The organism is Bradyrhizobium sp. USDA 4353, from assembly GCF_054063215.1.
Genome location: NZ_JBSSGB010000001.1, coordinates 4,282,097 through 4,308,110 on the forward strand (window position 1 = coordinate 4,282,097; position 26,014 = coordinate 4,308,110).

The 26,014-nt window shown below is 65.0% G+C and carries 22 protein-coding genes; 20 read left to right on the plus strand and 2 right to left on the minus strand.

What is annotated here, in order from left to right; translation table 11 throughout:
* The first annotated feature begins 41 nt into the window (after positions 1-41).
* The 6 genes from ACVILH_RS19180 to ACVILH_RS19205 all read left to right on the plus strand — a co-directional run bounded on the left by ACVILH_RS19180 (position 42) and on the right by ACVILH_RS19205 (position 7,501).
* Complete coding sequence (locus ACVILH_RS19180) at positions 42-1,055, plus strand: TRAP transporter substrate-binding protein (protein WP_456714280.1); 1,014 nt, start codon at positions 42-44, stop codon at positions 1,053-1,055.
* Positions 1,052-2,911 carry a TRAP transporter large permease gene (locus ACVILH_RS19185; RefSeq protein WP_456714281.1) on the plus strand — a complete coding sequence of 620 codons (1,860 nt, stop codon included), beginning with the start codon at positions 1,052-1,054 and terminating at the stop codon, positions 2,909-2,911. The genes ACVILH_RS19180 and ACVILH_RS19185 overlap by 4 nt, the downstream gene beginning before the upstream one ends.
* A 38-nt stretch (positions 2,912-2,949) precedes the next feature.
* Positions 2,950-4,446, plus strand: a complete 1,497-nt coding sequence (locus tag ACVILH_RS19190; protein WP_456714282.1) for a sugar ABC transporter ATP-binding protein — start codon at positions 2,950-2,952, stop codon at positions 4,444-4,446.
* Between the two features lie 10 nt (positions 4,447-4,456).
* On the plus strand, positions 4,457-5,485 hold the full coding sequence (locus tag ACVILH_RS19195) for an ABC transporter permease (protein WP_456714283.1): 1,029 nt from the start codon (positions 4,457-4,459) through the stop codon (positions 5,483-5,485).
* Between the two features lie 48 nt (positions 5,486-5,533).
* Positions 5,534-6,523, plus strand: coding sequence for a substrate-binding domain-containing protein (locus tag ACVILH_RS19200; RefSeq protein WP_456714284.1), 990 nt, complete (start codon positions 5,534-5,536; stop codon positions 6,521-6,523).
* Positions 6,524-6,607: 84 nt separating this feature from the next.
* Positions 6,608-7,501: an amidohydrolase family protein gene (locus ACVILH_RS19205; protein WP_456714285.1), complete on the plus strand. Its 894-nt coding sequence runs from the start codon at positions 6,608-6,610 to the stop codon at positions 7,499-7,501.
* Positions 7,502-7,992: 491 nt separating this feature from the next.
* Here ACVILH_RS19205 and ACVILH_RS19210 read toward each other — a convergent pair whose 3' ends face one another.
* The gene (locus tag ACVILH_RS19210; RefSeq protein WP_456714286.1) at positions 7,993-8,277 is read right to left on the minus strand and encodes a hypothetical protein; all 285 of its coding nucleotides are present in this window, start codon (positions 8,275-8,277) and stop codon (positions 7,993-7,995) included.
* A 15-nt stretch (positions 8,278-8,292) separates the two neighbouring features.
* Here ACVILH_RS19210 and ACVILH_RS19215 point away from each other — a divergent pair, with 15 nt between their 5' ends.
* The 5 genes from ACVILH_RS19215 to ACVILH_RS19235 all read left to right on the plus strand — a co-directional run bounded on the left by ACVILH_RS19215 (position 8,293) and on the right by ACVILH_RS19235 (position 16,711).
* Entirely contained in the window at positions 8,293-11,073 is a 2,781-nt protein-coding gene (locus tag ACVILH_RS19215) for an FAD-binding and (Fe-S)-binding domain-containing protein (RefSeq protein ID WP_456714287.1), read from the plus strand.
* A gap of 88 nt (positions 11,074-11,161) precedes the next feature.
* Entirely contained in the window at positions 11,162-12,112 is a 951-nt protein-coding gene (gene bla, locus ACVILH_RS19220; RefSeq protein WP_456714288.1) for a subclass B3 metallo-beta-lactamase, read from the plus strand.
* A 267-nt stretch (positions 12,113-12,379) separates the two neighbouring features.
* Positions 12,380-13,426, plus strand: a complete 1,047-nt coding sequence (locus tag ACVILH_RS19225) for an HlyD family secretion protein (RefSeq protein WP_456714289.1) — start codon at positions 12,380-12,382, stop codon at positions 13,424-13,426.
* Complete coding sequence (locus ACVILH_RS19230) at positions 13,426-15,753, plus strand: ABC transporter permease (protein WP_456714290.1); 2,328 nt, start codon at positions 13,426-13,428, stop codon at positions 15,751-15,753. Before ACVILH_RS19225 ends, ACVILH_RS19230 begins: the two co-directional genes overlap by 1 nt.
* Entirely contained in the window at positions 15,743-16,711 is a 969-nt protein-coding gene (locus ACVILH_RS19235; protein ID WP_456714291.1) for an HlyD family secretion protein, read from the plus strand. The genes ACVILH_RS19230 and ACVILH_RS19235 overlap by 11 nt, the downstream gene beginning before the upstream one ends.
* Before the next feature lie 17 nt (positions 16,712-16,728).
* On the opposite strand, the gene ACVILH_RS19240 is transcribed toward ACVILH_RS19235, so the two are convergent.
* A complete protein-coding gene (locus ACVILH_RS19240; protein WP_456714292.1) occupies positions 16,729-17,772 on the minus strand; it encodes an AraC family transcriptional regulator in 1,044 nt (347 codons plus the stop codon).
* 748 nt (positions 17,773-18,520) lie between these two features.
* Between ACVILH_RS19240 and ACVILH_RS19245 the strand changes: the two genes are divergently transcribed.
* From ACVILH_RS19245 to ACVILH_RS19285, 9 genes are all read left to right on the plus strand, one after another.
* Positions 18,521-19,294: a helix-turn-helix transcriptional regulator gene (locus ACVILH_RS19245; RefSeq protein ID WP_456714293.1), complete on the plus strand. Its 774-nt coding sequence runs from the start codon at positions 18,521-18,523 to the stop codon at positions 19,292-19,294.
* A 60-nt stretch (positions 19,295-19,354) separates the two neighbouring features.
* Positions 19,355-20,065: a PepSY domain-containing protein gene (locus tag ACVILH_RS19250; protein ID WP_456714294.1), complete on the plus strand. Its 711-nt coding sequence runs from the start codon at positions 19,355-19,357 to the stop codon at positions 20,063-20,065.
* Positions 20,066-20,081: 16 nt separating this feature from the next.
* A complete protein-coding gene (locus ACVILH_RS19255; protein ID WP_456714295.1) occupies positions 20,082-20,450 on the plus strand; it encodes a hypothetical protein in 369 nt (122 codons plus the stop codon).
* A 196-nt stretch (positions 20,451-20,646) separates the two neighbouring features.
* Positions 20,647-21,429, plus strand: a complete 783-nt coding sequence (locus ACVILH_RS19260) for a c-type cytochrome (protein ID WP_456714296.1) — start codon at positions 20,647-20,649, stop codon at positions 21,427-21,429.
* A gap of 20 nt (positions 21,430-21,449) precedes the next feature.
* Positions 21,450-22,697 (plus strand): c-type cytochrome, encoded by a 1,248-nt coding sequence (locus tag ACVILH_RS19265; protein WP_456717025.1) that lies wholly within the window; start codon positions 21,450-21,452, stop codon positions 22,695-22,697.
* 9 nt (positions 22,698-22,706) lie between these two features.
* The gene (locus ACVILH_RS19270; protein ID WP_456714297.1) at positions 22,707-22,883 is read left to right on the plus strand and encodes a hypothetical protein; all 177 of its coding nucleotides are present in this window, start codon (positions 22,707-22,709) and stop codon (positions 22,881-22,883) included.
* Positions 22,880-23,443 carry a cytochrome C oxidase subunit II gene (locus ACVILH_RS19275; protein ID WP_456714298.1) on the plus strand — a complete coding sequence of 188 codons (564 nt, stop codon included), beginning with the start codon at positions 22,880-22,882 and terminating at the stop codon, positions 23,441-23,443. Before ACVILH_RS19270 ends, ACVILH_RS19275 begins: the two co-directional genes overlap by 4 nt.
* Entirely contained in the window at positions 23,430-25,055 is a 1,626-nt protein-coding gene (locus tag ACVILH_RS19280) for a b(o/a)3-type cytochrome-c oxidase subunit 1 (protein ID WP_456714299.1), read from the plus strand. Before ACVILH_RS19275 ends, ACVILH_RS19280 begins: the two co-directional genes overlap by 14 nt.
* Positions 25,052-25,867 carry a c-type cytochrome gene (locus ACVILH_RS19285; protein WP_456714300.1) on the plus strand — a complete coding sequence of 272 codons (816 nt, stop codon included), beginning with the start codon at positions 25,052-25,054 and terminating at the stop codon, positions 25,865-25,867. Before ACVILH_RS19280 ends, ACVILH_RS19285 begins: the two co-directional genes overlap by 4 nt.
* Positions 25,868-26,014: the final 147 nt, after the last annotated feature.

Genomic DNA, 26,014 nt, shown 5'->3' on the forward strand with positions numbered 1-26,014 from the left:
CGCCGGCCCATAACAAACAATGTCATATTGGAGGGACGGCAATGCGCAAGGGGACGACGCGTCGGCATTTGCTCACGGCAGCAGCGGCGCTGCCTCTGACATTCGCGATCTCGCGCTATGCGAACGCGGCCGAGTTCACGATGAAGCTCGCGACCGGGCAGGATCCGTCGCATCCGGTTAACAAGCGGGCGCAAGAGGCCGCCAACCGGATCAAGAAGGCCAGCGGCGGCCGCCTTGAGATCAATCTGTACCCGGCCAATCAGCTCGGCTCCGACACGGACCTGATCTCCCAGGTTCGCGTTGGCGCGGTCGATGCGATCAACATTGCGAGCTCCGTGCTCGCCACGCGCGTGCCGCTCGCCGGCATCGTCAACACCGGTTTCGCCTTTGCCTCCTACGATCAGGTGTGGAAGGCGATGGACGGCAGTCTCGGTGATCACATCCGCAAAGATATCGAGAAGACCGGCGCCATCGCGCTGTCGAAGCCCTGGGACAACGGCTTCCGCCAGGTCACCTCGTCGACCCGCGAGATCAAGACGCCGGACGATCTCAAGAGCTTCAAGATCCGCGTGCCGGCCGCGCCGATCCTGACCAGCCTGTTCCAGGCGCTCGGCGCCGGTCCGACCCCGATCAACTTCAACGAGGTCTATACCTCGCTGCAGACCAAGGTGGTCGAGGGGCAGGAGAACCCGCTGCCGATCATCGCGACCGCCAAGCTTTACGAGGTCCAGAAATACTGCTCGCTCACCAGCCATGTCTGGGACGCCTACTGGATTCTGGGCAATCGCGCCGCCTTCGGCAAGCTGCCGTCCGACTTGCAGGCGATCGTCACGCGTGAGTTCAGCAAATCGGCTGACGACGAGCGCGCCGACATTGCGGCTCTGAGCCAGAGCCTGCGCGCCGATCTCGCCGCCAAGGGCTTCACCTTCGTCGACGTCGACAAGAACGCGTTCCGGACTGCGCTCGGCAAGAGCAGCTTCTACAAGGATTGGCGCGGCAAGTTCGGCGAGGAGGCCTGGAGCATCCTGCAGTCCAATGTCGGAGAGCTCGGATGAACAGCGTCGACGCGTCCTTGGCAGCCTCGACGAAGCACGGCGTCGTCGACAGCCTCGAACGGCTGCTGACGAAGCTGATCGAGATCCCGGCCGTGATCGCCCTGGTCGCGGAAGTCGGAATCCTGTTCACCGGCGTGACGTCGCGCTTCGCCTTCAACCGGCCGCTGACCTGGGCAGACGAGCTCGCGTCGATCACCTTTCTCTGGCTCGCGATGTTCGGCGCGGTGCTCGCGCTCAGCCGTGGCGAGCACATGCGGATGACCGCCTTGGTCGACCGCGTCAGCCCGCGTGTGCGCGCCGTGCTCGAAAGTCTGGCTTTGATGGCCCCGGCGCTGTTCCTGGGCATCCTGCTGCATCCGGCGATCGACTACGCCAACGGCCAGTCCTTCGTCGAGACGCCGGCGCTCGGCCTGTCCGACAGCCTGCGCGCCGGTGCGGTGCCGGTCGGCATTGGCCTGATGCTCGCGACCGCGCTCTTGCGCATGACCCGCCACGCTTCGCGCGATCTTGCCATCACCTTGGTGATGCTTGCAGCGGTCGCGCTCGTCTTGTGGGGCGCCGCGCCGGCGCTGAAGGCACTCGGCAACTGGAACCTCATCGTCTTCTTCGCGCTGCTGCTGGGCGCAGCCGTCCTCGCCGGCGTGCCGATCGCATTCTGCTTCGGCCTCGCCACGGTCGCCTATCTGCTGACGGTCACCACGGCGCCGCTCGAAGTCGTCACCAGCCGCATCGACGAGGGCGTCTCCTCGCTGGTGCTGCTGGCGATCCCGCTGTTTATCCTGCTCGGCCACCTCATTGTCATGACCAGGATGGCCGAGGCGATGGTCGGCTTCCTGGTGTCGCTGGTCGGGCACGTCCGCGGCGGGCTGTCCTATGTGCTGCTGGGCGCGATCCTGTTGGTGTCCGGCATTTCCGGCGCCAAGACCGCCGATATGGCCGCGGTGGCGCCGGTGCTGTTTCCGGACATGAAGCGGCGCGGCATCCCTGACGGCGAGCTGGTGTCGCTGCTCGCGGCGTCCGGCGCGATGGCCGAGACAATCCCGCCCTCGATCGTGTTGATCATCATCGGCTCGGTCGCCGGCGTCTCGATCTCGGCGCTGTTCACCGGCGGCATCGTGCCCGGCCTGGTGCTGGCGGCGGCGCTGGCCATCGTCGCCAAGCGCCGCATGGTCGAGCCGGAGGGCATGACCCGTACGCGCGCGTCCTGGGCCACGATCCGCTCCGCGCTGATCACCGCGATCCCCGCGCTGCTGCTTCCGGTCTTGATCCGCACCGCCGTCACGGAAGGCGTGGCGACCGCCACCGAAGTGTCGACCATCGGCATCGCCTACGCCATCATCGTAGGTCTCGTGGTCTATCGCCGCTTCGACTGGCGCAAGCTGTATCCGGCGCTGGTGCACACCGCGGCCCTGTCGGGGGCGATCCTCTTCATCATCGGCGCGGCCACCGCGATGGCGTGGGCGCTGACGCAATCGAACTTTTCGCACGCGCTGGCGGCGATGATGGTGTCGGTCCCCGGCGGCAAATACGGCTTCCTGCTGATCTCGATCGCCGTGTTCATCCTGCTCGGCAGCATCCTGGAAGGCCTGCCGGCAATGGTGCTGTTCGGGCCGCTGCTGTTTCCGGCCGCCAAGCTGCTCGGCGTTCATGAGGTGCACTACGCGATGGTGATCATTCTCGCGATGGGCATCGGCCTGTTCGCACCGCCCTTCGGCCTCGGCTACTACGCCGCCTGCTCGATCGGCCAGGTCGATCCCAATGCCGGACTGACGCGCATCTGGCCTTATCTCGGCGCGCTCGTGCTCGGCCTTCTGCTCGTGGCCTTCGTGCCCTGGCTGTCGATCGGATTCCTGTGAAGCATGACGATGAAGCAGGTGAGAGCGTGAGTTCCGGGATGTCAGTTGCGCGTGAGACCCAAAGCGAGGCGAATGCCACGGCATTCGTCCTCGAAGCCAAGGCGATCGACAAGAGTTTTGGCGCAACACATGTGCTGCGCGGCGCGAACCTGCGGATTCGGCGCGGCGAGATCCACGCACTGCTCGGCGGCAACGGCGCCGGCAAGTCGACCTTGATCCGCATCATCTCGGGCTCGCATCGCCATGATAGCGGATCGATCCGCATCGACGGCCGGGAGGATCCCGACGGCAATGCGATCGCCGTCGTTTTCCAGGAGCTCGCGCTGCTGCCGCATCTGTCGGTCGCCGAGAACATTACCCTGCCGCATCGCAAGCGCGCTCTCGCGCGGCTGAGCGAGGCGGAGTGTTTCGAGGAGGCGCGCGCCGCGCTGGCGCTGGTCGACCAGGAACTGGCGGAGCGGGCGCTAGATTGGTCCGTGGCGCAGCTCGATCTGCATGAGCGGCAGTTCGTCGAGATTGCCCGGGCGCTGAGCTCTGGCGCGCGCGTTCTGCTGCTCGACGAGCCCACCGCCAATCTGACCTTTTCCGAGACGGAGCGGCTGTTCGGCATTCTCCGCCGGCTGGCGCAGCAGGGCATCAGCACGCTCCTGGTGTCGCATCGCATGGGCGAGATCCGCGCGCTCGCCGACGTCTGTACCGTGCTGCGCGACGGACGCTCGGTGCTCGACCGCGCGGCGCTCTCCGAGATCAGCGATGAGGCGATCGTCGAGGCGATGGGGCAGAAGAGCAGTGCGTTGCCGCCGGCCGCGCCGCGCAGTGCGGTCGCCGCGTCGGCGCGCACGCAGATTGCGCTGCGCGGTCCGGGTGTTTCCCTGAGCATCGCATCGGGCGAGGTGCTCGGGCTGGCCGGCGCACCGGCCGGTCCCTCCGGCGTCATCGAGACCTTGATTGGCGCGCGGCGGTCGGAGGCGTGGCGCGTCACGATCGACGGCGTCGATGTGACATTCGCAAGTCCCGCGGACGCGGTGAGGGCAGGGGTCGGCTACGTCTCCGGCGATCGTGCGGAGAAGGGCATCCTCGCAACCTTGCCGATCCTCGACAACATCGTCGCGGCCGCGCGGGTCGCGGGCCGCCGTATCCTGGCATCGTCAGGCGAAGCCACGGCGGCGCAGGCCGCACTCGACAGGCTCTCGATCAAGGCGAGCTCGATCGATGCGCTGCCGCAGACGGTGAGCGGCGGCACGCAGCAGAAGCTGCTGCTGGCGCGCTGGCTCGCGCCGGCGCCGAAGATCCTGGTATTGGAGGAGCCGACGCGCGGCGTCGATATCGGTACCAAGCGTGAGATCTACGCGATGATCCGTGATGCCGCCGCCGCGGGTTGCGTCGTGGTGTGGTGGTCCACCGAATTCACCGAGCTGATCGCGGTCTGCGACCGGGTGATCGCGTTCGATCTCGGCGGGCAGGTCAGCGGCATTCTCGGGCGCGACGAGGTCGACGAGGTCTCGCTGTCGCGCGCGACCGGAATGGCGGCGTAACGGCCGGCGCATGAGCAAGCAAGAGGACAACATGACGGAAGTGGTGATCGATCAGCGCGCGGCCGAGCGGCCGAAGCCGGGCAAGCGCGCCTCTCTCGCGGTGCGGCTGACGCGCATCTACCGCTCGGAGATCGCGATCGCGATTGCCATCGTCGTGCTGCTCGTCGGCATCAGCTTCTGGTCGCCTTACGTGCTGACCTGGGGCAATCTCGCCAATATCGCCCAGGCTGCCGCGCCGCTGATCCTGATGTCGCTCGGCGTGTTCCTGGTGATCGCCACCAGCGGCATCGATCTGTCGGTCGGCTCGACCTTCTCGCTGACCGGCATGGTGGCCGGTCTGTGCTTCTCGGCCAGCCTGCCTTGGCCGATCGCTTGCCTCATCAGCCTCGGTGTCGGCCTTGCGGTCGGCGCGATCAATGGCGGCCTCGTCACCCTCGTCGGCCTGGCCCCGTTCGTTGTCACCCTGATCACCTATGCGATCGGCGCGAGCCTCTCCTTCGTCATCACCGATGGCCACTCGATCGCGATTGCGGATGCGAATTTCTGGAAGCTCAACGGCGGCGAGCTGATCCCCGGCGTCACCAACTTCGTGCTGTTCTGCGCGTTCGCCGTGGTCGCGCTGGAATTCGTGCTGCGCAAGCTCGTCGTCGGCCGCTGGGTCTTCGCGATCGGCAGCAACGACAAGGCGGCCCGTCTGCTCGGCATTCCCGTGCACGGCGTGCGCTTCGGGGTCTATGTCGCGTCCGGTCTGGCGGCGTCCTTCGCCAGCCTGCTGAGCCTGTCCTACATCAGCAACTCGGAATCGACGGCCGGCGCGAACCTCATGCTGCAGGCCATCGCGGCCTGCGTGATCGGCGGCGCCAGCCTGTTCGGCGGCACCGGCTCGGCGATCGGCGCCATGCTCGGCGCGATCATGATCACGGTGATCCAGAATGGCGTCAACTTGATCGGCATCAACAGCTTCTGGCAAGGAACAGTCACCGGAGCCGTCATCCTCGTCGCGGTCCTGATCGACCGCGCCACGAAGGTCCGCAGCTGAGACAGCTGCACCACCTACGAAACGTTCATAAAACAGTTGGAGGAAATCATGAAGACACGATCTCAAAGCCTGCTCGCCATCGCCGTCGCCGCCGTTATCGCCACGGCGGTGCAGCCGGCAAGTGCTGAAGGCGCCAAGAAGTTCACGGTCGCCTATATCGCGCCATCGCTCGACATCTCCTATTGGCAGTGGGTCGGCTACGGCGCCAAGACCAAGGCAGCCGAGCTCGGCATGACCTATATCGAGATGGACTCGCACAACTCGCCGGCCGACCAGATGACCAATGTGCGGACCGCGATCACGCGCGGCGTCGATGCCATCGTCATGGGCCCGGTGAGCTCGACCAGCACGCCGCCCGTGCTGCGCCTTTTGAAGGAGAAGAAGATCCCGATCGCCTTCGCCGGCATCGGCCCGCAGCCGGGCGAGACCGACTACACGTCAGCGGTGACCGCGAACAATTTCGAGGGCGGCAAGGCCGAGGGCAAGTTCGTCTGCGCGCTCGCCAAGGAGCGCGGCGGCAACAAGGTCGGCATGCTGTCGCTGCCGCAGGATCGCGAGAATGCGCAGAAATATCTCGCCGGCGCCAAGGAGTCGTTCCAGGCCGATGGTTGCGAGCTCGTCCAGATCCTGCAGACCAAGGGCCTGACCGTGCGCGAGGCCGTCGACCAGGCCAACGACCTCCTGACGGCGCATCCCGACGTCAAGGCGATCTACGGCATGTATGACGAAGCGGCCACCGGCGCGGCCAAGGCGCTGCAGACCCGCGGCCTCGTCGGCAAGGTCGGCCTCGCCACATCGGACGGCAGCCCGACCACCGTCAAGCTGCTGCGCGAAGGCGTCGTGCAGGGCCTGTTCCTGCAGGAGGCCGGCGGGCAGGGCATCGAGGCGGTGCAGCAGGTCTACAACGCGCTGACGGGCGCAACCGTGACCCAGAGCCTGCCGCTGCCGCTCGCGCTCGTGACCTCCAGCAATGTCGGCACGCCCGAAGCGCAGGCCAAGCTGAAGCGCGTCTACCCGCCGTCGGCCGGCGACTACTGATCCGCCGCCACGGCATCGCAGCGGGCGCCTGCTTCGTCGGGCGCCCGCACCCATGTCCGGATGTTCCTGCCCGAGGATGCCACCATGACAGATTTTCCCATCATCGACCCGCACCACCATCTCTACGATCTGGAGAACCACTATTATCCGTGGCTCAGCGACGGCGTGAAGCCCTCGGCGTTCGGCGACTACACCGCGATCAACCACAGCTACCTGATCGAGGACTTCCTCGCCGACTGCAAGAACCAGAACGTCGTCAAGTCGGTTCATCTCGACGTCGGCTTCGATCCACAGGATCCGGTCGGCGAGACCAAATGGCTGCAGGGCGTCGCCGACACGCACGGCTTTCCGCACGGCATCGTCGGCTACGCCAACCTTGCGCAACCCGGTGTGCGCGACGTGCTCGAAGGTCATCTGGCCTATCCGAATTTCCGCGGCATCCGCCAGTCGCTGAACTACCACCCCGATCCGGCCAAGACCTATCTCGATCGTCCCGGCGTCTGCCGCGAGCCGGAATGGCGGCGCGGCTTCGCGATGCTGCGCGACCTCGGCCTGTCGTTCGACCTGCAGCTCTATTATCCGCAGATGCAGGAGGCCTATGAGCTCGCGCGCGACTTCCCAGACACGCAGATCATCCTCAACCACACCGGCATGCAGGTCGACGGCCCCGACCATTTCGAGGCCTGGAAGAGCGGCATGAAGCTGCTGGCCCAGGCGCCGAACGTCGCCTGCAAGATCTCGGGCCTCGGCATGGGCGACTGGACCTGGACGACGGAGTCGTTCCGCCCCTACGTGCTTTCCGCCATCGAGACCTTCGGCGTCGAGCGCTGCATGTTCGCGAGCAACTTCCCGGTCGACAAGCTGTTCAGCAGCTACGACAGGCTGTTCGACGCCTTCAAGGAGATCACGTCGGGCTTCGCCGCTGGCGATCGGCGCAAGCTGTTTCACGACAACGCCGAACGGTATTACCGAATCTGAGTCCCATGCGCGCGGCGGGCCTGCCGAGACGGCTTTCCGCGCGCCTCCCATTTGCGATCAATCTCCGCCGTTCGGTCGCAACATCAGTGCGCCACGTCGCATGGCCGTGATGAATGAAGCACGATCGTTCCAGCGGCGCTCGTTCCATTCAATATCTTGGTAGCCATTCCCGGCACAGTCGCGGTCAACAGTCGACGAAAACCTCGTCCGATCGCCATGCGGGTGCCTCATGTCCGAAGCCGTCAAGCAGAACAAGTCAAGCGTGGTCGCGCCGCGCATTGTTGTAATCACATCAAGCGCCGGCCGTACTCACCCGTGACTACGGATCGTTTGAGCCGCGAGATGATCGTGGCGGACCGTCCGACGGCATCGTCGTTCACGTCGAGCCCAGCCGTGTCTCGCGCGGGCAAAGACCCACACGCCAAGGCGGATCATCCTCGGTAAGGGGAAGCCGACACCCCCTGTCGGTGCGCCGTCGGGCTAGCGATCGTTCAAAATTCAAGAATCTCCATTGTCGCCAGCAGAGCCCGACAAGTCCGGGCTTGGCTGCGCGACGGCGCCGGCGGGGCAGCCGCCGTCCACAATTCACCTGCATCTCGATTCGTCTCTAGGAAGTCCGCATGGTCAGAAAGTTGTTCGCAGCCAACCCGGCACGCATCGGCAGATTCGAGTGCACCCCGGCTGCGGATGCCGCTCCCGATACGCTTGCCGGTGGAAGTCCGCACAAGCTCAAATCGGATCTCGTCGCGCTTCTTGGCGCTGATCGCGTGATGCATCGTGCGATCGATCTGGTGCGCTTCGCCTCCGACGCAAGCCCGTACCGCCTGATGCCTCAGGTCGTGGTGATGCCGCGATCGGCAGACGAGATCGCCAAGATCTTCCGTTACTGCCGCGAGAACGGACGGCATGCAACGTTCCGCGCCGCCGGAACCAGCCTCAACGGGCAATCGCAATCGGACGACATCCTGATCGACGTCCGGCGCCACTGGTATGGCGCGACGGTCGAGAACGGGGGCGCGCGTGTCGTCGCCCGTCCCGGCATGATCCTCGGCCATGTCAACACGATGTTGGCAAAATACGGCAAGCGTCTCGGGCCGGATCCCGCAAGCGCCCACGCCGCCACGGTCGGTGGCGTCATTGCGAACAATGCGGGGGGCATGCGCTGCACCGTCAAAACGGACGCCTACAGCACCGTGACGGCGATGAAGTTCGTCACGCCCTCGGGCGCCATGATCGACACCGGCGCGCCTGGAGCCGAAGCAGCGTTTGCCGCAGCCGAGCCGGAGCTTGCGCAAGGACTTCTCGATCTCAAGCATCAGCTGTCTGCTTATCCTGATCTGACGGCGCGGATCCGTCGGAAATACAAGATCAGAAATACCCATGGCTATCGTCTCTGCGCACTGCTCGACGGTGAGACGCCGCTCGAGATCTTCCGCCGGCTGTTGGTCGGATCGGAAGGGACACTCGGCTTTGTGGCGGAAGCCACCATCGAAACAGTGGCCGTGCCGAAAGTGACGAGCGTCGCCTGGGTTCCGGTGCCGTCCATCGACGAAGCGGTTGCGCTCGTGCCGGGATTGATCGGGCTCGGCGCTTCCGCCGTCGAGCTGATGGTCGCGCCGGCCCTCACGGCGGCGGGCCACGCCTTTGCCGAGACGCCTTCCTACTGGAAGACGCTCGATCCAAAAGCGGCGGCGCTGCTTGTCGAGTTCGGCGCGGCGGACGAGGTCTCGCTCGCCGCAAAGCAAGCCGAGGTCCTGGACGCCGTCGGCAAGGCCAATCTCATCCGGCCAGTCGAGTTCACGAGCGTCGAGGAAGCGATTGAGCTCGCCTGGCACGTCCGCGAAGGGCTGCTCGGCTTGATCGGAAAGACTCGGAAGGAGGGCTCGACGCTCATTACGGAGGACGTCTGCTTTCCGCCGGACAGGCTCGCCCAGGGCGTGCACGACCTCCAGGCGCTCATGGCCAAGCACGGCTTTCCCTCGGGAGTCGCCGGGCATGCCGGCCATGGCAATCTGCATTTTTCCCTGATCGCCAACTTCACGAATCCGGAGCACGTGGCCCGCTACGGCGCCTTCATCTCCGAGCTCGTGGACCTCGTCGTTCGCAAGCATGACGGCTCGCTGAAGGCGGAGCACGGCACCGGCCTCAACATGGCGCCCTTCCTGGAAGCGGAGTGGGGCGAGAAGGCGACGGCGATGATGTGGCGGATCAAGCAGCTTGCTGATCCCCACGGTGTGCTCGCACCCAATGTGATCCTGACCCGCAATTCCAACATCCATATGCAGAACCTGAAGTCGGTCCCTCAGATCGAGGGCATCATGGGGTCGTCGCAATGTATCGAATGCGGCTTCTGCGAACCGGTCTGTCCGAGCCGCAACGTCACGATGACGCCGCGCCAGCGCATCGTGCTGCGGCGTGAAATGGCCCGGCAGCAACCGGGGTCGGACATGCTGGCTCGGCTGCAGTCCGAATATCAATATGATGGCATCGAAACCTGCGCTGGCGACGGCACGTGCGCGATCCCATGTCCGATCGGGATCAACACCGGCGCCGTGATCAAGGAGCTGCGGGCGAAGGAGAACGGGCCGACCTCCAACAAAGTGGCCCTGTGCGTCGCCAAGAACTGGAAAACCATCGAGAGCGTTTCGCGCTTTGCGCTCGCAGGCACTCACGTCGTCGCCAGCACAATCGGGACCAGGCCACTCACGGCTCTCACCGGCATGGTGCGAAGCGTGATCAGTCCCGACCTGTTTCCCTCCGTCCCGGGCCCGATGCCACGACCGGCAAAGCCTCTTCCTCAGACGGACCGAGAGGGTGCGGCGGCCGTCTACTTCTCGGCCTGTATCAATCGGATCTTCGGACGCGATCCGGCGGGACCTGCAGCGCCATCCCTGCCGGAAGCTCTGGTCCGGCTATCCGAACGCTCCGGCCGAAAGCTATGGCTTCCCTCCGATTGCGGCGGCTTCTGCTGCTCGTCACCGTGGAAATCGAAGGCCTATAGTGACGGCTATGAATATATGGCACGTGCGACGGCGGAGGCTCTCTGGCGTTGGAGCGACGGCGGCCAACTGCCAATCGTGGTGGATGCGGCGTCGTGTTCATTGAGCCTGGTCGAGGACATCGCCTCTCAGCTCACGGCCGAGGCGAAAGCGCGTTACAAGAAGCTCACGATCATCGATTCGATTGCGTGGTGCCACGGCCTGCTTCCTGAGCTCAAGATCTCGCGAAAAGTGGGCAGGGTGGCGGTCCATCCCAATTGCTCTGCCGTCCATCTCGGCCTCGCCAAGCAACTGAGAGACATCGCGGAGCATCTGGCCGCCGATGTGGAGATCCCCATTGGGACCGGTTGCTGCGGCACGGCTGGGGATCGCGGACTGTTGCATCCCGAGCTCGTCCGGTCGGCAACGCGCGAAATCAAGGCTGTTCTCGATGCCCACCCCGCGGACGTTTATCTCTCGGCCAACCGCACCTGCGAGATGGGGCTGCGGCATGCGACCGGCTATCCCTATGAGTCCTTCGTGTTCTTGCTCGAAGAGCTGAGCCGTCCGGAAGAAGCTGGGCGAGTACAATAAGAGTGCTCCGAACGAAGACATTCCTTGGCTGGCGCGCGGGCGGCTGAGCTTTGGATGAAGAAACACCGCTACGATAAGGAATAATAAAATGTCGAGACCGCCTCGCGCAATCATAGCGTCTGCGCTGCTTTTGGCGCTCGCCTGTCCGGCCGCGGCGCAGACGCTGCCGCCGAACCTGCCGTCCAAGGAGCAGCTTGCGAGCGACAACAAGCTGTTCATTTCGCTCGCCAAGAAAATCTTCAAATGGGAGGAGCCCGCCGAGCCGGTGCGGATCGTAGGCCCGATCTACTTCGTCGGCACCAAGGGCCTCGGTGCATTCCTCATCACGACGTCGGAGGGACACATCCTGATGAATACGGGGATGCCGTCCTCCGGACCGGGGATCGTCGACTCGATCCGCAAGCTCGGATTCAAGCCCGAGGACATCAAGCTGATGATCAACGGCCACGCGCATATCGATCACGCGGGTGCTTTCGCTTTCATGAAGAAGCTGACGGGAGCGCAGTTGGCCATCATGAGGGATGATGTGGCGGCGATCGAGAGCGGCGACAGGGATGATTTCAAGTACGCGAACGACCTGGCCTATGAGGGCGTGAAGGTCGACCGGGTGTTGCGCGATGGCAACCAGATCAGGATGGGTGATGTGCTGCTGACCGCCTACCACACGCCGGGCCACACGCGGGGATCGACCACGTGGATCGCCAACCTGGTCGTCGATGGCAAGGCCTATCTGGTGGCATTCCCTGACGGCGCCGGGGTCAACCCGGGCTATCGGCTGGCGAAGGACCCTTCGTACCCCGGCATCGAGACCGACTACCGCAACACGCACCATGCTCTCGAGATGATCAAGCCGGACATCTGGCTGGCGCAGCACAACGAGTATTACGACTTCGAAGGCAAGCGGAAGCGTGCGGAGACGGAGGGCGTCAACGCCTGGATCGATCCGGAAGGCTATCGGCGCTTCATTGCCGGCAAGAAACGTGCGTTCGAGGACGAGGTTGACGAGGAGCTCGGCGCCGCCAAGGGAGCCGTGAAGTGAGGGAGCCGTGAAGTGAGGCGACGGCGATGAAATCCCCGATCGGTGTGGCGTCCGTCCCCGTGTGGCCGGCTCATCCCGAGCAATTTCGTTCAACTCGGCGCAACCATGCGCAATATCGCGGGACGTCCGGCGCTTATCTTTCAACTCGTACGATTCATCTCAACGTGTCGGCTGCTCCGCGGGTCCGCATCGCCGGCCTGGAGCGCCGATGCCTTTCAGACGTGAAGGCGCGGTCTTTCGTAATCGGGTCCGATGACAGAGCCATACATGCAAGATACACCGAGCCTGGCCGCGCGACAGCCGTCCGTTCCGATCGATCGAGAGCATCGCGCGCGCTCGACCGCGGTGCCATTTGCAATCGTGGTGCTGATTGCGGCCGCCGTGGCCGGTCTGTCCGTGTACTACCTCCTGAAGCCGCAGCCGCTTTTGGTCCAGGGCGAGGTCGATGCGACTCGGCTCGATATCGCGGCGCGGGTCGATGGCCGGGTCAAGGACGTGCCGGTCACGCGCGGCCAGAACGTCGCGCAGGGGGCGGTGCTCGTGAGCATCGACAATCCGGAGACCATCGCCAAGCGGGAGCAGGCGGTGGCCGGAAAGGCCGTCGCGGAAGCGCAGCTCGCCAACGTCCTGGCCGGCACGCGGCCGGAAACCGTGGCAGCGCGAAAAGCGGAGTTGGAGCGTGCGCAGGCCAATCGCCTTCTCGCCCAGAAAACATTCGATCGCGCGCGCACACTGACCGAGCAGGGCAACGCGCCACAGGCGCGCCTGGATCAGGCGACCGACTCGCTGCACGAGAGCGAGCGGGCCGTCGATCAGGCCCAGTCGGCCTACGACCAGGCCGTCAACGGCTATACCAAGGAGGAGCGCGACATCGCCAAGGCGAACGTCGAGAAGGCCGACGCCGACATCAAGGTCGTTCAATCGCTGATCGATCAGCTGGTGGTCCAGGCGCCGGTCGCCTCGCAGGTCTATCAGCGCAACATCGAGCCCGGCGAATATGTCGCGCCCGGCGTTCCCCTGATGTCGCTGATCAATCTCGACGATCTCTGGATCCACTTCGATCTCCGCGAAGATCTGATGAGCAAGGTGAAGGTCGGCGACCGCTTCGATGTGCGGATTCCCGCGCTCGACGACCGCAAGGTCACGGTGGTGGTCAAGCTGATCGCGTCGAAGGGCGAGTATGTGAGCTGGCGCGCGACCCGCGCGACCGGTGACTTCGATCTACGGACGTTCTCGATCCGCGCCTATCCGGTTGAGCCAATGCCGGAGCTACGGCCGGGCATGAGCGCCTATCTCGATTGGCGGTCGCGCTGATGGGCACGGCATCGGCTTCAGGCTTCCTGCGCGTCGCGCGTCGCGAGTGGCATTGGCTGCTTCACGATCGTGTCGCATTGATCCTGATCTTCGCCATTCCCCTGTTTGCCTTCGTCGTTCTCACGACCGTCTTCAGCCAATCCGTCATCCGCGGTCTCGGTGTCACGGTCGTGGACGGGGACAGCTCGGACGCATCGAACGCGCTCGCCGAATACATCGCGGCGTCTCCAAACCTGCACATTGCCGGCCGCTCTGCGACCTTGTCGGATGCCGTCGAGGACCTCAGATCCGGCAAGTCTATCTCCGCAGTCTACATCCCGCCGAATTTCGAGCGTGACCTGAAGGCGCAGCGGCGGCCCCAGGTGGTCGGGTTCTACAATCAGCAATTCCTGACCGCGTCTGGCATCGCCTCCGCGGGCCTCAGCGACGCGCTGACGGCCGCCGCAGCAGCCGCAGCCCCGGCCGGACGCGCGGCGCCTACGCCGACCTCAACCGGCACGCTGGTGAGCGAGACCATCACGCTGGTCAACCCGCAGAAGAATTACGCCCAATTCCTGCTGCGAACCCTGCTGCCGATGGTCATCCACGTCATCATCACGGTGGTGGGCGGCTATTCGGTCGGATCCGAGTTTCGTCAGCGCAGCATGCGCGAATGGATCGAATGCGCCGGCGGCAATCCGGTCATCGCCCTGGCCGGTAAGCTCGCGCCGTTGCTCGGCATCTTCGCCGTGATGATGTTCGCGGTGCCGCTCCTGCTCGAGGGCGTGCTGGAAATCCCGTTCAAGGGCGACCTGCCGATGCTGATCGCCGCGAGCCTGCTCCTGATCACCTGTTATCTTGCGCTCGGCGCGCTGCTGCAGCTCTTGGCGCGCGATCTCGCGACGGGCCTCGGGCTGACCGGATTGCTGGTGTCGCCGGCCTTCGGCTATGCCGGCGTCGGCTTTCCGATCAGCGGCATGAATGGGTTCGCGCAGGGCCTGAGCGCGATCCTGCCGCTGCGCTGGTACATGTCGATCCTGCTGGGCCAGGCAGCCCGCGGCCTTCCCATTTCGGACTCCGCCTTGTCGTTCGCCATGCTCGCGGGGCTGACGGCGATCTACACGGCGCTCGCATGGCTGCGGCTGAGAGGGCTGATCCGGAGCCTGCCTGCTGACGATGCCGGCGGGGCGGAGCAGGCCGCGATCGGCCGGCGAGCGAGGGGCGTCGGCGGTGCGTTTTTGGCGGAATGGCAGCGCGTGCTGGGCACCCGCAGCGCCTTTACGGTCATCGTCCTCGCACCGCTCATCTATGGCGTTTACTATCCACAGCCCTATCTCAGCCAAATCCTGCGCAAGCTGCCGATCGCCATCGTCGACAACGATATGAGCGATGTCAGCCGCCGGTTGGCGGAGACGCTGGATGCGAGCGGCGCCTTGCGGGTCGTCGCGCGGCCCCGGACGCTCGCCGAGGCCCGCGACGTCATCGATCGCGGCCTGGCCTTCGCCGCTGTCGAGGTGCCGGCAGGGACGGAGCGTGATCTCCTCAAGGGGATCAACGTCCATATCCCCGTCTACGCGGATGCCACCTATCTCTTCATCTTCCGCTCGACAGCGAGCGGCGTCGCCACGGCGATGGGGACCTTGAGCTCCGAGCTCGTCTCCAAAGGCGGCCGCTCGGATGGCAGCCTCGTCAAGGCGAAGCTCGCGGCGTCCAGCCCTGCCGATGTCCTGCTGCAGCCGATCTTCAATCCGGTCGGCGGCTATGCGAGCTACATCGTTCCGGCGGTCTTCATCCTGATCCTGCAGCAGACATTGCTGATCGGTGCGGCAATGCTGACGCGTGAGGCACTGCGGGGCGGCGGCAGCGTGCTCGCCGCTGTGGCCGGCCGAGGCGTTGCGCATCTCACGCTTTCGATGCCCGCGCTCGGGCTCTATCTGGTCGTGCTGCCGCATGTGTACGGATTTTCGACGCTCGGGCACCTGCCGGAGATGTTTGCGCTTGCGGCACTGTTCGTGCTCGCAACGAGCTTTCTCGGGCAGGCGATCGGCACGCTGCTCACGCGACCGGAGAACGCCACGCTCCTGCTGTTGGCGACGAGCCTGCCGCTGTTCTTCATGACGGGCTTCGCGTGGCCGCGTGAAGCAATTCCTGATGTTGCGCTCGCGTTCGGTCGGATCTTTCCGGCGGATCTTGCCATCAACGGACTGGTTCGCATCAATCAGCTCGGCGCCAGCCTCTGGGAGGTCGCATCCAGCTGGTTGGGGCTGTGGGTCCTGGCCGTGGTGTATTTCGGCCTCGCCGTGAGCTCCGCGAGCATGACCAGGAGGAGGCTGGCACATGAAGGGTAAGCCTGTCGTCACGGCAGCCATCGTCGTTGCCATCGTTGCGGGTCTCGCGATCTACGAAAGGCCGTCCGACGAGCGGGCGCCGACGATCGTGGGTGTTGTTCGCGCGACCGAGATCGGCGTCGCCCCTGAGGTCAGCGGCCAGCTCGCCTCGTTGGAGGTCCGCAAGGGCATGCGCGTCCGTGCCGGAGACGTGCTGGCGACGCTGTCTGCGGTGGAGTTGACTGCGCAGCTCGACCAGGCGCGCGCCGCGCTTGCGGCGGCCGTCGCCAATCGAGACCATGTCTATGCGGGCGTGCGCCGCGAGCAGGTCGATTCGCTGAGGAGCGGCATAGCGAAGGCCAGCGCGCGGCTCGACTATGTGCAGGCGCAGCTGGCGCGCACGAGCTCGCTGACCCGGCAGAACGTCGAATCGGTGCAGGCGCTCGACCAGGCGCAACACGACGCGGACAGCGCGCTGATGGATGTCGCGCAGGCCCAGGCCAATTACGATGCGGCTGTGGCCGGGCCGACGCCGCAGGAGCGCGCCATCTCCGATGCCCAGGTCCAGGCCGCGTCAGCCGCGGTTGCGGTGCTCGCGCGCAAGCTCGACAAGATGGTGCTGCGGGCGCCAGCGGACGGCATCGTGAGTGTCGTGGTTGCCGAAATGGGCGAGAACGTGCGCGCCGGGCAGCCGGTCCTGACCCTGGAGGCCAGCGGCCGGGAATGGCTGTCCTTCAACGTCCGTGAGGATTACCTCGACGGGCTGAGCGTCGGCACAGGCGTCAAGGTCGGCCGCGGCGGCAGCCGAGAGACGTTCACCGGCGCGGTAACCGAGATCCGCCGGCTCGGTCCGTTCGCGACCTGGCAGGCGCGACGGGTGGTCGGCGATCACGACCGCAATACGCTCCGGCTGCGTGTCGATCCGTCGAGCAAGATGGCCGACCTGGAGCCCGGCATGACCGTCTGGATCGAGCGATGAGGCCGGTCTCCCGTCCCTTATTTCGCCCGCGGCTGCTCGCTCCTGATGTCGCTGGGCGTCTTGTTGGTCCAGCGCTGGAATGCGCGCCTGAAGGCTGCGCCGTCGCTGAAGCCCAAGGCGACCGCGATGTCGTCGTTGTTGAGCGAGGTGCCGCGCAGATATTCCAGCGCCAGCCGGCCTCGCAGCTCGTCGCGCAGAGCGCGGAACGACAGACCCTGCCGCTCCAGCGCCCGCCGCAGCGACCGCTCGTTCGAGCCGAGCTGACGCGCGACGGCCTCGAAGGAGGGCGGATTGGCAATGTCGCGCAGCAGGATCTCGCGGATCTGTCCGGCCACGCCTGCGCGCAGCGCGATGTCGGCGAGCAGGGTGTTGCACAGCTCGACCATGTGCGAGAACGTCGTCCGGTTGCCCAAGGTCGCCTTGGAGTCCAACCAATCGCTCTTGAAGATCATTCGATTGGCCGATTGCGAATAGCGGACCTCGCAGCCGACATCACTCGGGTCGATGCTGAAATCCATGGCCTTGGCGTAGGTCAGATGGATCGCTTCCGGAACGAAAGCCGGCCCCATGATGTCCCGCATCACAGAGATATGGACTCCAACCTGCTTCTCCAGCACGAAGCGATAGAGGGGAGCGTCGTCCACCATGTGGGCGTGAGGCTCGAAGCTCCAGGTCGCCAAGCCCTTCTCCTCCGTCAGACCGACCGCGGCCAGCGGTGTTGCCAGAACATGGTAGCGGATCGTGACATCCACGGCGGTCCGAAAGTCCGGGCTGCACAGGATCGCATATCCATACATGCCGTAGGCGGAGATATGGACGGTCTCGCCGATTCGATAGGCGATGTGCGGATCGGCCGACAGCCGGATGGCGTTCCGATAGGCAGTCGTGAGCTGACTGAGCGAAATCCGGGTGTCCGGCGAATGGACATCTTCGGCCCTCAGGCCGATGCCCTTCAAGGCGTCGGACGGTGAGTGACCTTCCTTCAAGAGCACGTCGTAGACCGACGCCAGCTTTGTCGGAGCGTAGAGCCGCTCGTGAAGTCCGAGAACGGATTCGTCCACCGCGCCGATGCGGGCCGATCCGTTTCGACGCGACGACGTACCGGGCTGTTGCAACGGAAATTGCCCTCGAGCTGAAACGACCTGTCCCGGCTCGGCCTGTCAGCGCTTCGCTGAGCAGAATGACCAAGCAGCCGGCAAATTTCGATGTCCGGAATGTTTCTTAGTGCCACGCTCTACGACAATCAAGATGGTAACATGTGACATCAGAGATCGAGGACGGCTGATCTTTGAGGCGGCTGCGCGACGCCCCGCCAGTCGCGACGAACAGGTCTGTCGGATGTCAGACTGTCGCGGCAGCTGATCGATGCCAAAATTCGCTCGACAGTTGCGTCATGTGCGGTGAGCGGAGACTCATCCCGAGGTCGCGATCTCTGTCGCCTGTTTGGCCCGCTCTTTGCGTCGGATCTCATCACAACATAGCGGTGCAAACCGACATCGCGATGTCAGAGATGATTGATCTCTGGTCGAGGCCGGCCTGTCCGGTTGGGTACGACAACTGACCGGAGCGAGCCTTCACATTGAATGTCGGTCAAAGATAATTGCGCGGAGGATCAATCAATTTTCAGAAGCTTGGAAGTCCACGAACATGTTGATGGATTATCGACCCGAGCGAGATGAGGCCGGCAGCATCAATCTCGTGCGGCGCCAGTTGGGTGACCGCCCACGCGTCGCGACGAGCGAGGGACGGTGTTGGGAAGGACTGTGGATCGATGAGTACGGCCCGTTTCACGCCGGCCAAGCCGATCCAATGCCGCCACGTGACCATCATGTCGTGCTGATCGCGCGCGATCATTCGTCCTATGTGCTACAACAACGAGCTGGCCAGCGCTTTGAAAGTGCGTGCAGGCCTGGCGACGTGTCGATCATTCCCGCAGGTCATGAAACGATGTTCCGCGGCCGTCTGCCGTCTCACCTGCGTATCGGTCTCTCACCCGATCATCTGATCGAGGTTGCCGATTCATTAGGCAGGCAGGGCATCTTTGCACGGCCCGAACTGAAAAACGTCTTTCGCGCCCAGGATCCCGTGCTGGATCGTCTCGGCGAGATCTTTTCGGCCGAGCTGCAGCGTCCGTCGCATCCGACGCAGGACCTGCTGATGGACTCGGCCGTCACCGCGCTTTCGGCCCATTTGTTGCGCAGCTATGCGGCGCCGACGGAGGCGAATGGCGAGCTCCCAGGCAGCAATGTCGCAGCCATCCGGCGAGCGCTGGAGTTCATGCGGCAGCCGCTCGACACCAAGATCACCTTGGCCGAGCTGGCCGACGCCTCCGGCATCAGCCGCTTCCACCTCAGCCGCATCTTCAAGAAGCAGTTTGGGCTGTCGCCGATCGCCTATCTCGAGCGCACCCGCATCGAGCGGGCGAAGGACCTGATCCAGCGCGCCGAGATGTCGCTCGCCGAGGTCGCGCAAACCGTCGGCTTTGCTGATCAGAGTCATTTCACGCGTCGCTTCAAGCACTACACCGGATATACGCCCGGCGCCTATTCGCGCGAGCACGCCCGCAAGCGCCTGCCGCTCTAGCCACGACACAAACGCCGTTCGTCTCGTTCGGACCACCGCGCGTCGCGGAGGGGCCGAGCCATGCCGATTCCGTACCAAGCCAATTGCCATGACGAGTCACTTAAGATGAGATCCGGACGTCCCGACAAGATTGCACGCATCGTCCAGCCGCCCGGGCGCGGCAGGACCGCACGCCAAATGGGCCTGCTGCACGCAAGTCTTGCCCTGAGCCTGCTGCTGGCCACGGCGGCGCATGCCGGCGTTGCGCACGAGCCTCCTGCGGTCGCGACCGAAGGTTCGGCGCCACGCAGCGATGAATCAGAACAACAGGCGCTGCAGTCGGAGATTGGCCGGTTCAAGGCTGCATCGATCTCGCTGCGCGAGGCGCTCTCGATCGCCCAGGACCGGCAGGCCGGATCGCGGGCGGTGGATGCAAGCTTCGACGGCGAGACCGGGGCTCCGACCTATCAGGTCAGGATGGTCAAGGGAAACCGTCTTTGGGAGACCACCATCGATGCCCTGACCGGCAACACGATCAAGACCGCGGTCGTGTCCTCGGTCGATGACCTGGAAGAGCATGATCGCGATCTGCTCGTCCGGCTCCGTAACGTTCGACCGGAGCTGCTTGACGGGATCGCCGTGGCTGAACGGGCCACCAACGGCAAGGCGATCAGCGCCGGATTGATGGTGGAGAAAGGCCGGCTGCAATTCGTCATCGTGTGTGTCGCCGGCAGTGATCTCAAGCAGGTGTTGCTCGAACCGCCGGCAGCAGCCGCCGGCGTCAAGAAATAAGAGAACTGATCAAGACATGAGCGATGTGATGACTATCCAATGGTACCTCGGTCAGCGTGACGCAGACCGCAGCGCGACGTCCGAGGCTCCTCAGCGTATTCGGAGCTGCCTGCTCGAGCATGTCGGCCGGCTCGCAGTCGTCTTCGGCGTGGTGTTCGGCCTGATGACGCCGCTGAGCGCTCAGGGCACGCTGGAGGAGCGGGAAGCCTGCACGCCGGATGTTTTCCGGCTGTGCAGCTCCTTCATTCCAGACCCCGAGGCCATCACAGCCTGTCTGCGGACGCGGAAGCCGGATCTGAGCGTTGCATGCAGGAAGGTGCTTTTCCCGGCGCGCTCGGATGATCTCGGCGCGAACGCCACCGCACCCGGAAAGGCAAGCCGGTGAGCGATCGTCCGACGCGAGATCGCAGCGGGCCATGGACCAACACGGTGGCAAACGCGGCGAATGAGCAAGATCAGTCAAATCCCGGCCGGGGCGTGCAAGACGTGCGGAACAACCCCTGGCTTATGAGCAATCTGCGACGGCGCTGCGGCAAACAGAAATGTCTCTGCTCGCAAGGCCCGGCATAGAGCTTGATCAGATGTCTGAAGAGAAGCCTCACATATCCGCGGTCGAGGGCGCGCAAAGCAGGAAGCTCTCCTCCACGGCGCTGGTCGCGCTGACTTGGCTCGCGGCTGGCCTGCTGGGCGTGCTGGGGCGGCAAGTGTCACCTGCCTTGGCGCAGACGGCGCCCCATCAGCCGCCTGACACGATGGCGGCGCGCGTCGAGGCCTGCACGCCGTGCCATGGCAACAAGGGCGAGGGCACCGGCGATGTCTATTTTCCGCGGCTCGCCGGCAAGCCATCCGGCTATCTCTATAACCAGCTGCTCGCGTTCCGCACCGGCCGGCGCAAATATCCGCCGATGAACTATCTGCTCGAGTTCCTGCCGAACGACTATCTGCAGGACATGGCGGATTATTTCGCCAGCCAGCGTCCGCCGCTGCCGCAGCCGGCTGCGACGGTGGTGAGTGATGAGATCCTGCGCCGTGGCGAGGCGCTGGTGACCGGCGGCGATGCGGCGGCGCAGATCCCGGCCTGCGCCAGCTGTCACGGTCTGCAACTGACCGGCATGGAGCCGGGGATTCCCGGCCTGCTCGGCTTGCGGCCCAATTATGTCAGCGCCCAGCTCGGCGCCTGGCGCTACGGCACGCGCACGGCGAAGTCGCCGGATTGCATGCAGCGGGTCGCGGCAAAACTGACCGAGGCCGATGTGACCGCGGTCGCGGCCTATCTCGCCACCTTGCCGGCATCGGAGAACGCGGCGCCGCTGCCGAAGGGCAGCTACGTCCTGCCGTTCGCCTGCGGCAGCGCGCCGAACTGAGGAGCAGGACCATGCGATCGATGCTCCGTTGTCTCTCGCTCATCATCGTGCTGCCGTTCGTGGCACCGGCCGCGCATGCGCAGTCCACCACGTCGAACGCGGGCAGCGACATCGTGGCGCGTGGCGAGTACCTGGCTCGCGCCGGCGACTGCATCGCCTGCCACACCGCGCCGGAGGGTCAGCCATTCGCCGGCGGCCGTGCCATGAACACGCCGTTCGGCGCGCTCTACACCTCCAACATCACCCCGGACCCGGCGACGGGGATCGGCCGATGGACCGCGGACGATTTCTACAAGACCATGCATACCGGGCGCTTCCCCGATGGCGGCCTGCTGTACCCTGCGATGCCGTTCGCCTCCTACACCAAGGTGACGCGCGCGGACAGCGATGCGATCTTCGCCTATCTGAAGTCGATCCCACCAGTGAACCAGAAGAACCGCAGCCACGATCTGCGCTTCCCCTATGACAATCGCGAGCTGATCCTGGGCTGGCGCACGCTGTTTTTCCGCGAAGGCGAGTTCAAGAGCGATCCGTCCAAATCGGCCGAGTGGAATCGCGGCGCCTATCTGGTGGAGGGTCTCGGCCACTGCGGCATGTGCCATTCGCCGATCAACGCGCTCGGCGGCAGCACGCAGTCCGACGCGTTCAAGGGCGGGCTGATCCCGATGCAGAACTGGTACGCGCCCTCGCTGACGTCGAACCGCGAGGCCGGACTGGGCGAATGGAGCATCAAGGACATCACCGACCTCCTGCAGACCGGCGTATCGAACCGCGGCGTGGTGTTCGGCCCGATGGCCGAGGTCGTCCACAACAGCCTGCAATATCTCACCGACGAGGATGCCCGCGCGATGGCGGTCTACCTCAAGGGCATCGCCGAGCCGTCGCCGAAGGCACAGCCGGCCTCGACCCTGCCGGACAGCGAGAGCAGCCTGCTGATCAGCCTCGGCAAGACCGTCTACGACGCGCGCTGCGCCAGCTGCCACGGGACGAACGGGGAGGGCAGGCCGCCGCATTGGCCGCCGCTCGCCAACAACCAGTCGATCAACATGACATCCGCGGTCAATCCGATCCGCATGGTGCTGAACGGCGGCTATCCGCCGGGCACCAAGGGCAATCCGCGACCGTATGGCATGCCCCCGTTCGCGGGCCTGCTGTCGGACAACGAGGTTGCCGCTGTCGTCAGCTACATCCGCACGTCCTGGGGCAATCGCGGCACGCCCGTGAGCGCCCGCGACGCCAACGAGCTGCGCTCCGCACCGCTCGATTGAAGGTCTCCCATGCTGAATTCCGAATCGTCCGAGACAGGCGGCCCCGATGAGCAGGCCGTCCGACACGCCGTCGCCTCCGGTCCGCACGGCGCGCTGACCATCGCGGGCATCGCCACCGCTGTCGTTATCGGCCTGTGGCTGGCCTTTTATCTGTTCGTTTTCCTGCCCCGGGGAGCGCTGCAATGAGCATCGAGCAAAGCCGTGATGGCGCCGCGGTGGCCGCACGGACCGAGCGCAACTGGGCGATGATCGCGGTCGTCATCATCGTCGTGATGACGGGGCTCGCCGCCGGCGCCGGCCTGCATCGGGCGACCATGCCACAGTCCGAGGTCCAGACCGTCGACCCGTCGCGCCTGCATCTCTCCGGCGAGTTCATCGAATCCAATCTCGGCACCGAGCTCGGCGCCGACGGCGCGGTGACCGTGCGCGCGATCGGCCAGCAATATTCCTTCACGCCGGCCTGCATCCTGGTGCCCACGGACACGCCGATCACCTTGCGCGCCACCAGCGCCGACGTCGTGCACGGCATCCTGGTCCAGGGCACCAACGTCAACACCATGCTCGTGCCGGGCTACATCGCGGAGCAGCCCATGCGTTTCAGCAGGACCGGTGACTATTTGATGCCGTGCCAGGAGTTCTGCAGCTTCGGCCATGAGGGCATGTGGGGCAAGGTGAGGGTGATCGACAAGGCCGCATTTGCTGAGCGTGCGAAGGGCGGCGGGAGGCTCAGCTGTGTTGGCGAATAGGAAGCTCGTTCTCGCGCATTTCTGGTTCGCGTTCGGGGTGTTCTCGCTCGCGCTGCTGCTCGGCGCCTGGCAGATGTTCATCCGCAGCCCGTTGCATACATGGCTCTCGGATCCCGAGTGGTACTACCGCTCGCTGACGGCGCATGGCACCGTCATGGCTTACGTTTTCCCGACCTTGGTCGCGATGGGCTTCGGCTATGCGATCAGCGAGTCCGCGCTCTCGCAGCGGCTGGTCGGCGCACGCTGGGCCTGGGCTGGATTCGGCCTGGTGGTTGCCGGCGCCGTCATGGCCATGATTCCGGTGTCGCTGGGGCGCGCCTCGGTGCTCTACACCTTCTATCCGCCGCTGATCGGCAGCCCGTTCTATTATCTGGGCATCGTGCTGGTCGTGGTCGGCTCCTGGATCTGGGTCGCGCTGATGGCGATCAATCTGCGGGTCTGGAAGAAGGCCAATCCGGGCGTGCCGGTGCCGCTGGCGATGTTCGCCAACGTCGCGGGCGCCTCGCTCTGGGCCTGGACGGCGGTGGGGGCCGCGCTCGAGCTGCTGCTGCAGATCATTCCGGTGGCGCTCGGATTCAAGTCCACCATCGACGCCGGGCTCTCGCGCATCTTCTTCTCATGGACCCTGCATGCGATCGTGTATTTCTGGCTGATCCCGAGCTACATCGCCTATTACACCATCGTGCCGCGCGCGATCGGCGGGCTGCTCTATAGCGACACCATGGCACGGATCTCCTTCATCCTGTTCCTCGTGGTGGCGATGCCGATCGGCGTCCATCACGTCTTCGCCGATCCGATGGTCGGTGCCGGCTTCAAGTTCATCCATTCCGCCTTCACCGCGCTGGTGGCGCTGCCGACCTTGCTAACGGTGTTCACAATCTGCGCCTCGGTGGAGATCGCCGCGCGGCTGCGCGGTGGCCGCGGTCTGTTCGGCTGGGTGAAAGCGCTGCCATGGGACAATCCGGTGATGCTGGCGGCGACATTCTCCTTCGTCATGCTCGGCTTCGGCGGGGCCGGCGGGCTCATCAACATGAGCTACCAGCTTGATGCGTCCATTCACAACACGCAGTGGATCACCGGGCACTTCCACCTGATCTTCGGCGGCGCCATCGTCATCATGTATTTCGCCATCGCCTATGATTTGTGGCCGCATCTCACGGGGCGCGCGCTGGCCGATGTCAGGCTGATGCGGCTTCAGTTGTGGCTGTGGACCGTCGGCATGGTGGTGACGACGTTCCCCTGGCATTATGTCGGCATCCTCGGCATGCCCCGCCGCATGGCCTATTTCGACTTCAGCCATCCCGCTTTGGCGCCCGAGGCGCTGTCGGTGATCATCTCGGTGATCGGCGCCCTGATCATCCTGGTGTCAGGCGCCTTGTTCCTGGTGATCCTCGCGCGGGGGCAGCGGACGCCGAAGCAGGACGCCGGGGCCTACCGGTTCAGCCTGGCCCTGCATCCGCCGACACGGCTTCCGGTGGTGCTCAACAGCCACGGGCTGTGGATCGCGCTGATGATCGTGCTGACCATCACCAATTACGGCGTGCCGATCCTCAATTTGGCGGTGCGGTCCGACACCTCCGTGCCCGCCGTTTATGTGGGAGCGCAGCGATGAAAAACTCCGAGGTGCTGTCGCTGCGCAATCCCCATGTCCGGATCAGCGTCGGCGTGACGCTCGGGCTGTTGGTGTTGACGGCGCTGCTCGGCTTCATCGTGCTGCCCTATGCGCAGCGCGAGGCCGATTTTGCCGGCCTGTGGGACGTGATCTGCCGGGCAGCCGGACTGCCGCGTGATGCCGTGCCGACGTCGGATGGACCTGCGACGGCGCCGACGTCGAAGGTCGTGCTGACCGCGGCGACCCTGGCAAAGCCCAGTCCGCAATCGATCGGCCGCGGTGCGACCTTGGCGCAGCGCTGCGCGATGTGTCACGGGCCGACCGGCATCAGCCGCGCGGACTTCCCGAACCTCGCCGGGCAATATGGCGCGGTGATCTACAAGCAGCTGCAGGATTTCCGTTCCGGCGCGCGGGTGAATGCGGTGATGTCGCCATTCGCCGCCAATCTGTCCGACCAGGACATGGTCGATCTCGCGGCCTATTACGCCTATCTGCCGCGCCTGCCGGCGTATCACCCGGAGCCGCAGCAGAGCCCGACGCGCATCGTGGTCTACGGCGCGCCGATCCGCGGCATCGCGCCGTGCGGCGCCTGCCATGGCAGCCTCGACAACAAGACCGGCAGCCCGTGGCTGGAAGGGCAGTCGGCGGTCTATCTGAAAGCCCAGCTCGAAGCCTTCGCGTCCGGCCATCGCCGCAACGACATCAGCGCCCAGATGCGCAACATTGCACGCGCAATGACGCCACAGGAGATCGACGAGGCCGCGGCCTATTACGCCTCACAGCCGGTCGAAGCGATCAGGGCGGCCGAGTAGGCCGGCCGCGAAGCGCCACGCACAAGATCAAGCTTTCGGAACAACCAGTGCCGTTCCGGGCCTCTCCACGTCTTGACAGAGGGAGAAAAAGCGTCGCGGTATGGCGCAAGATCGGGTGCGCAGGGCGCGATCCGGCGGTTTCAGTCT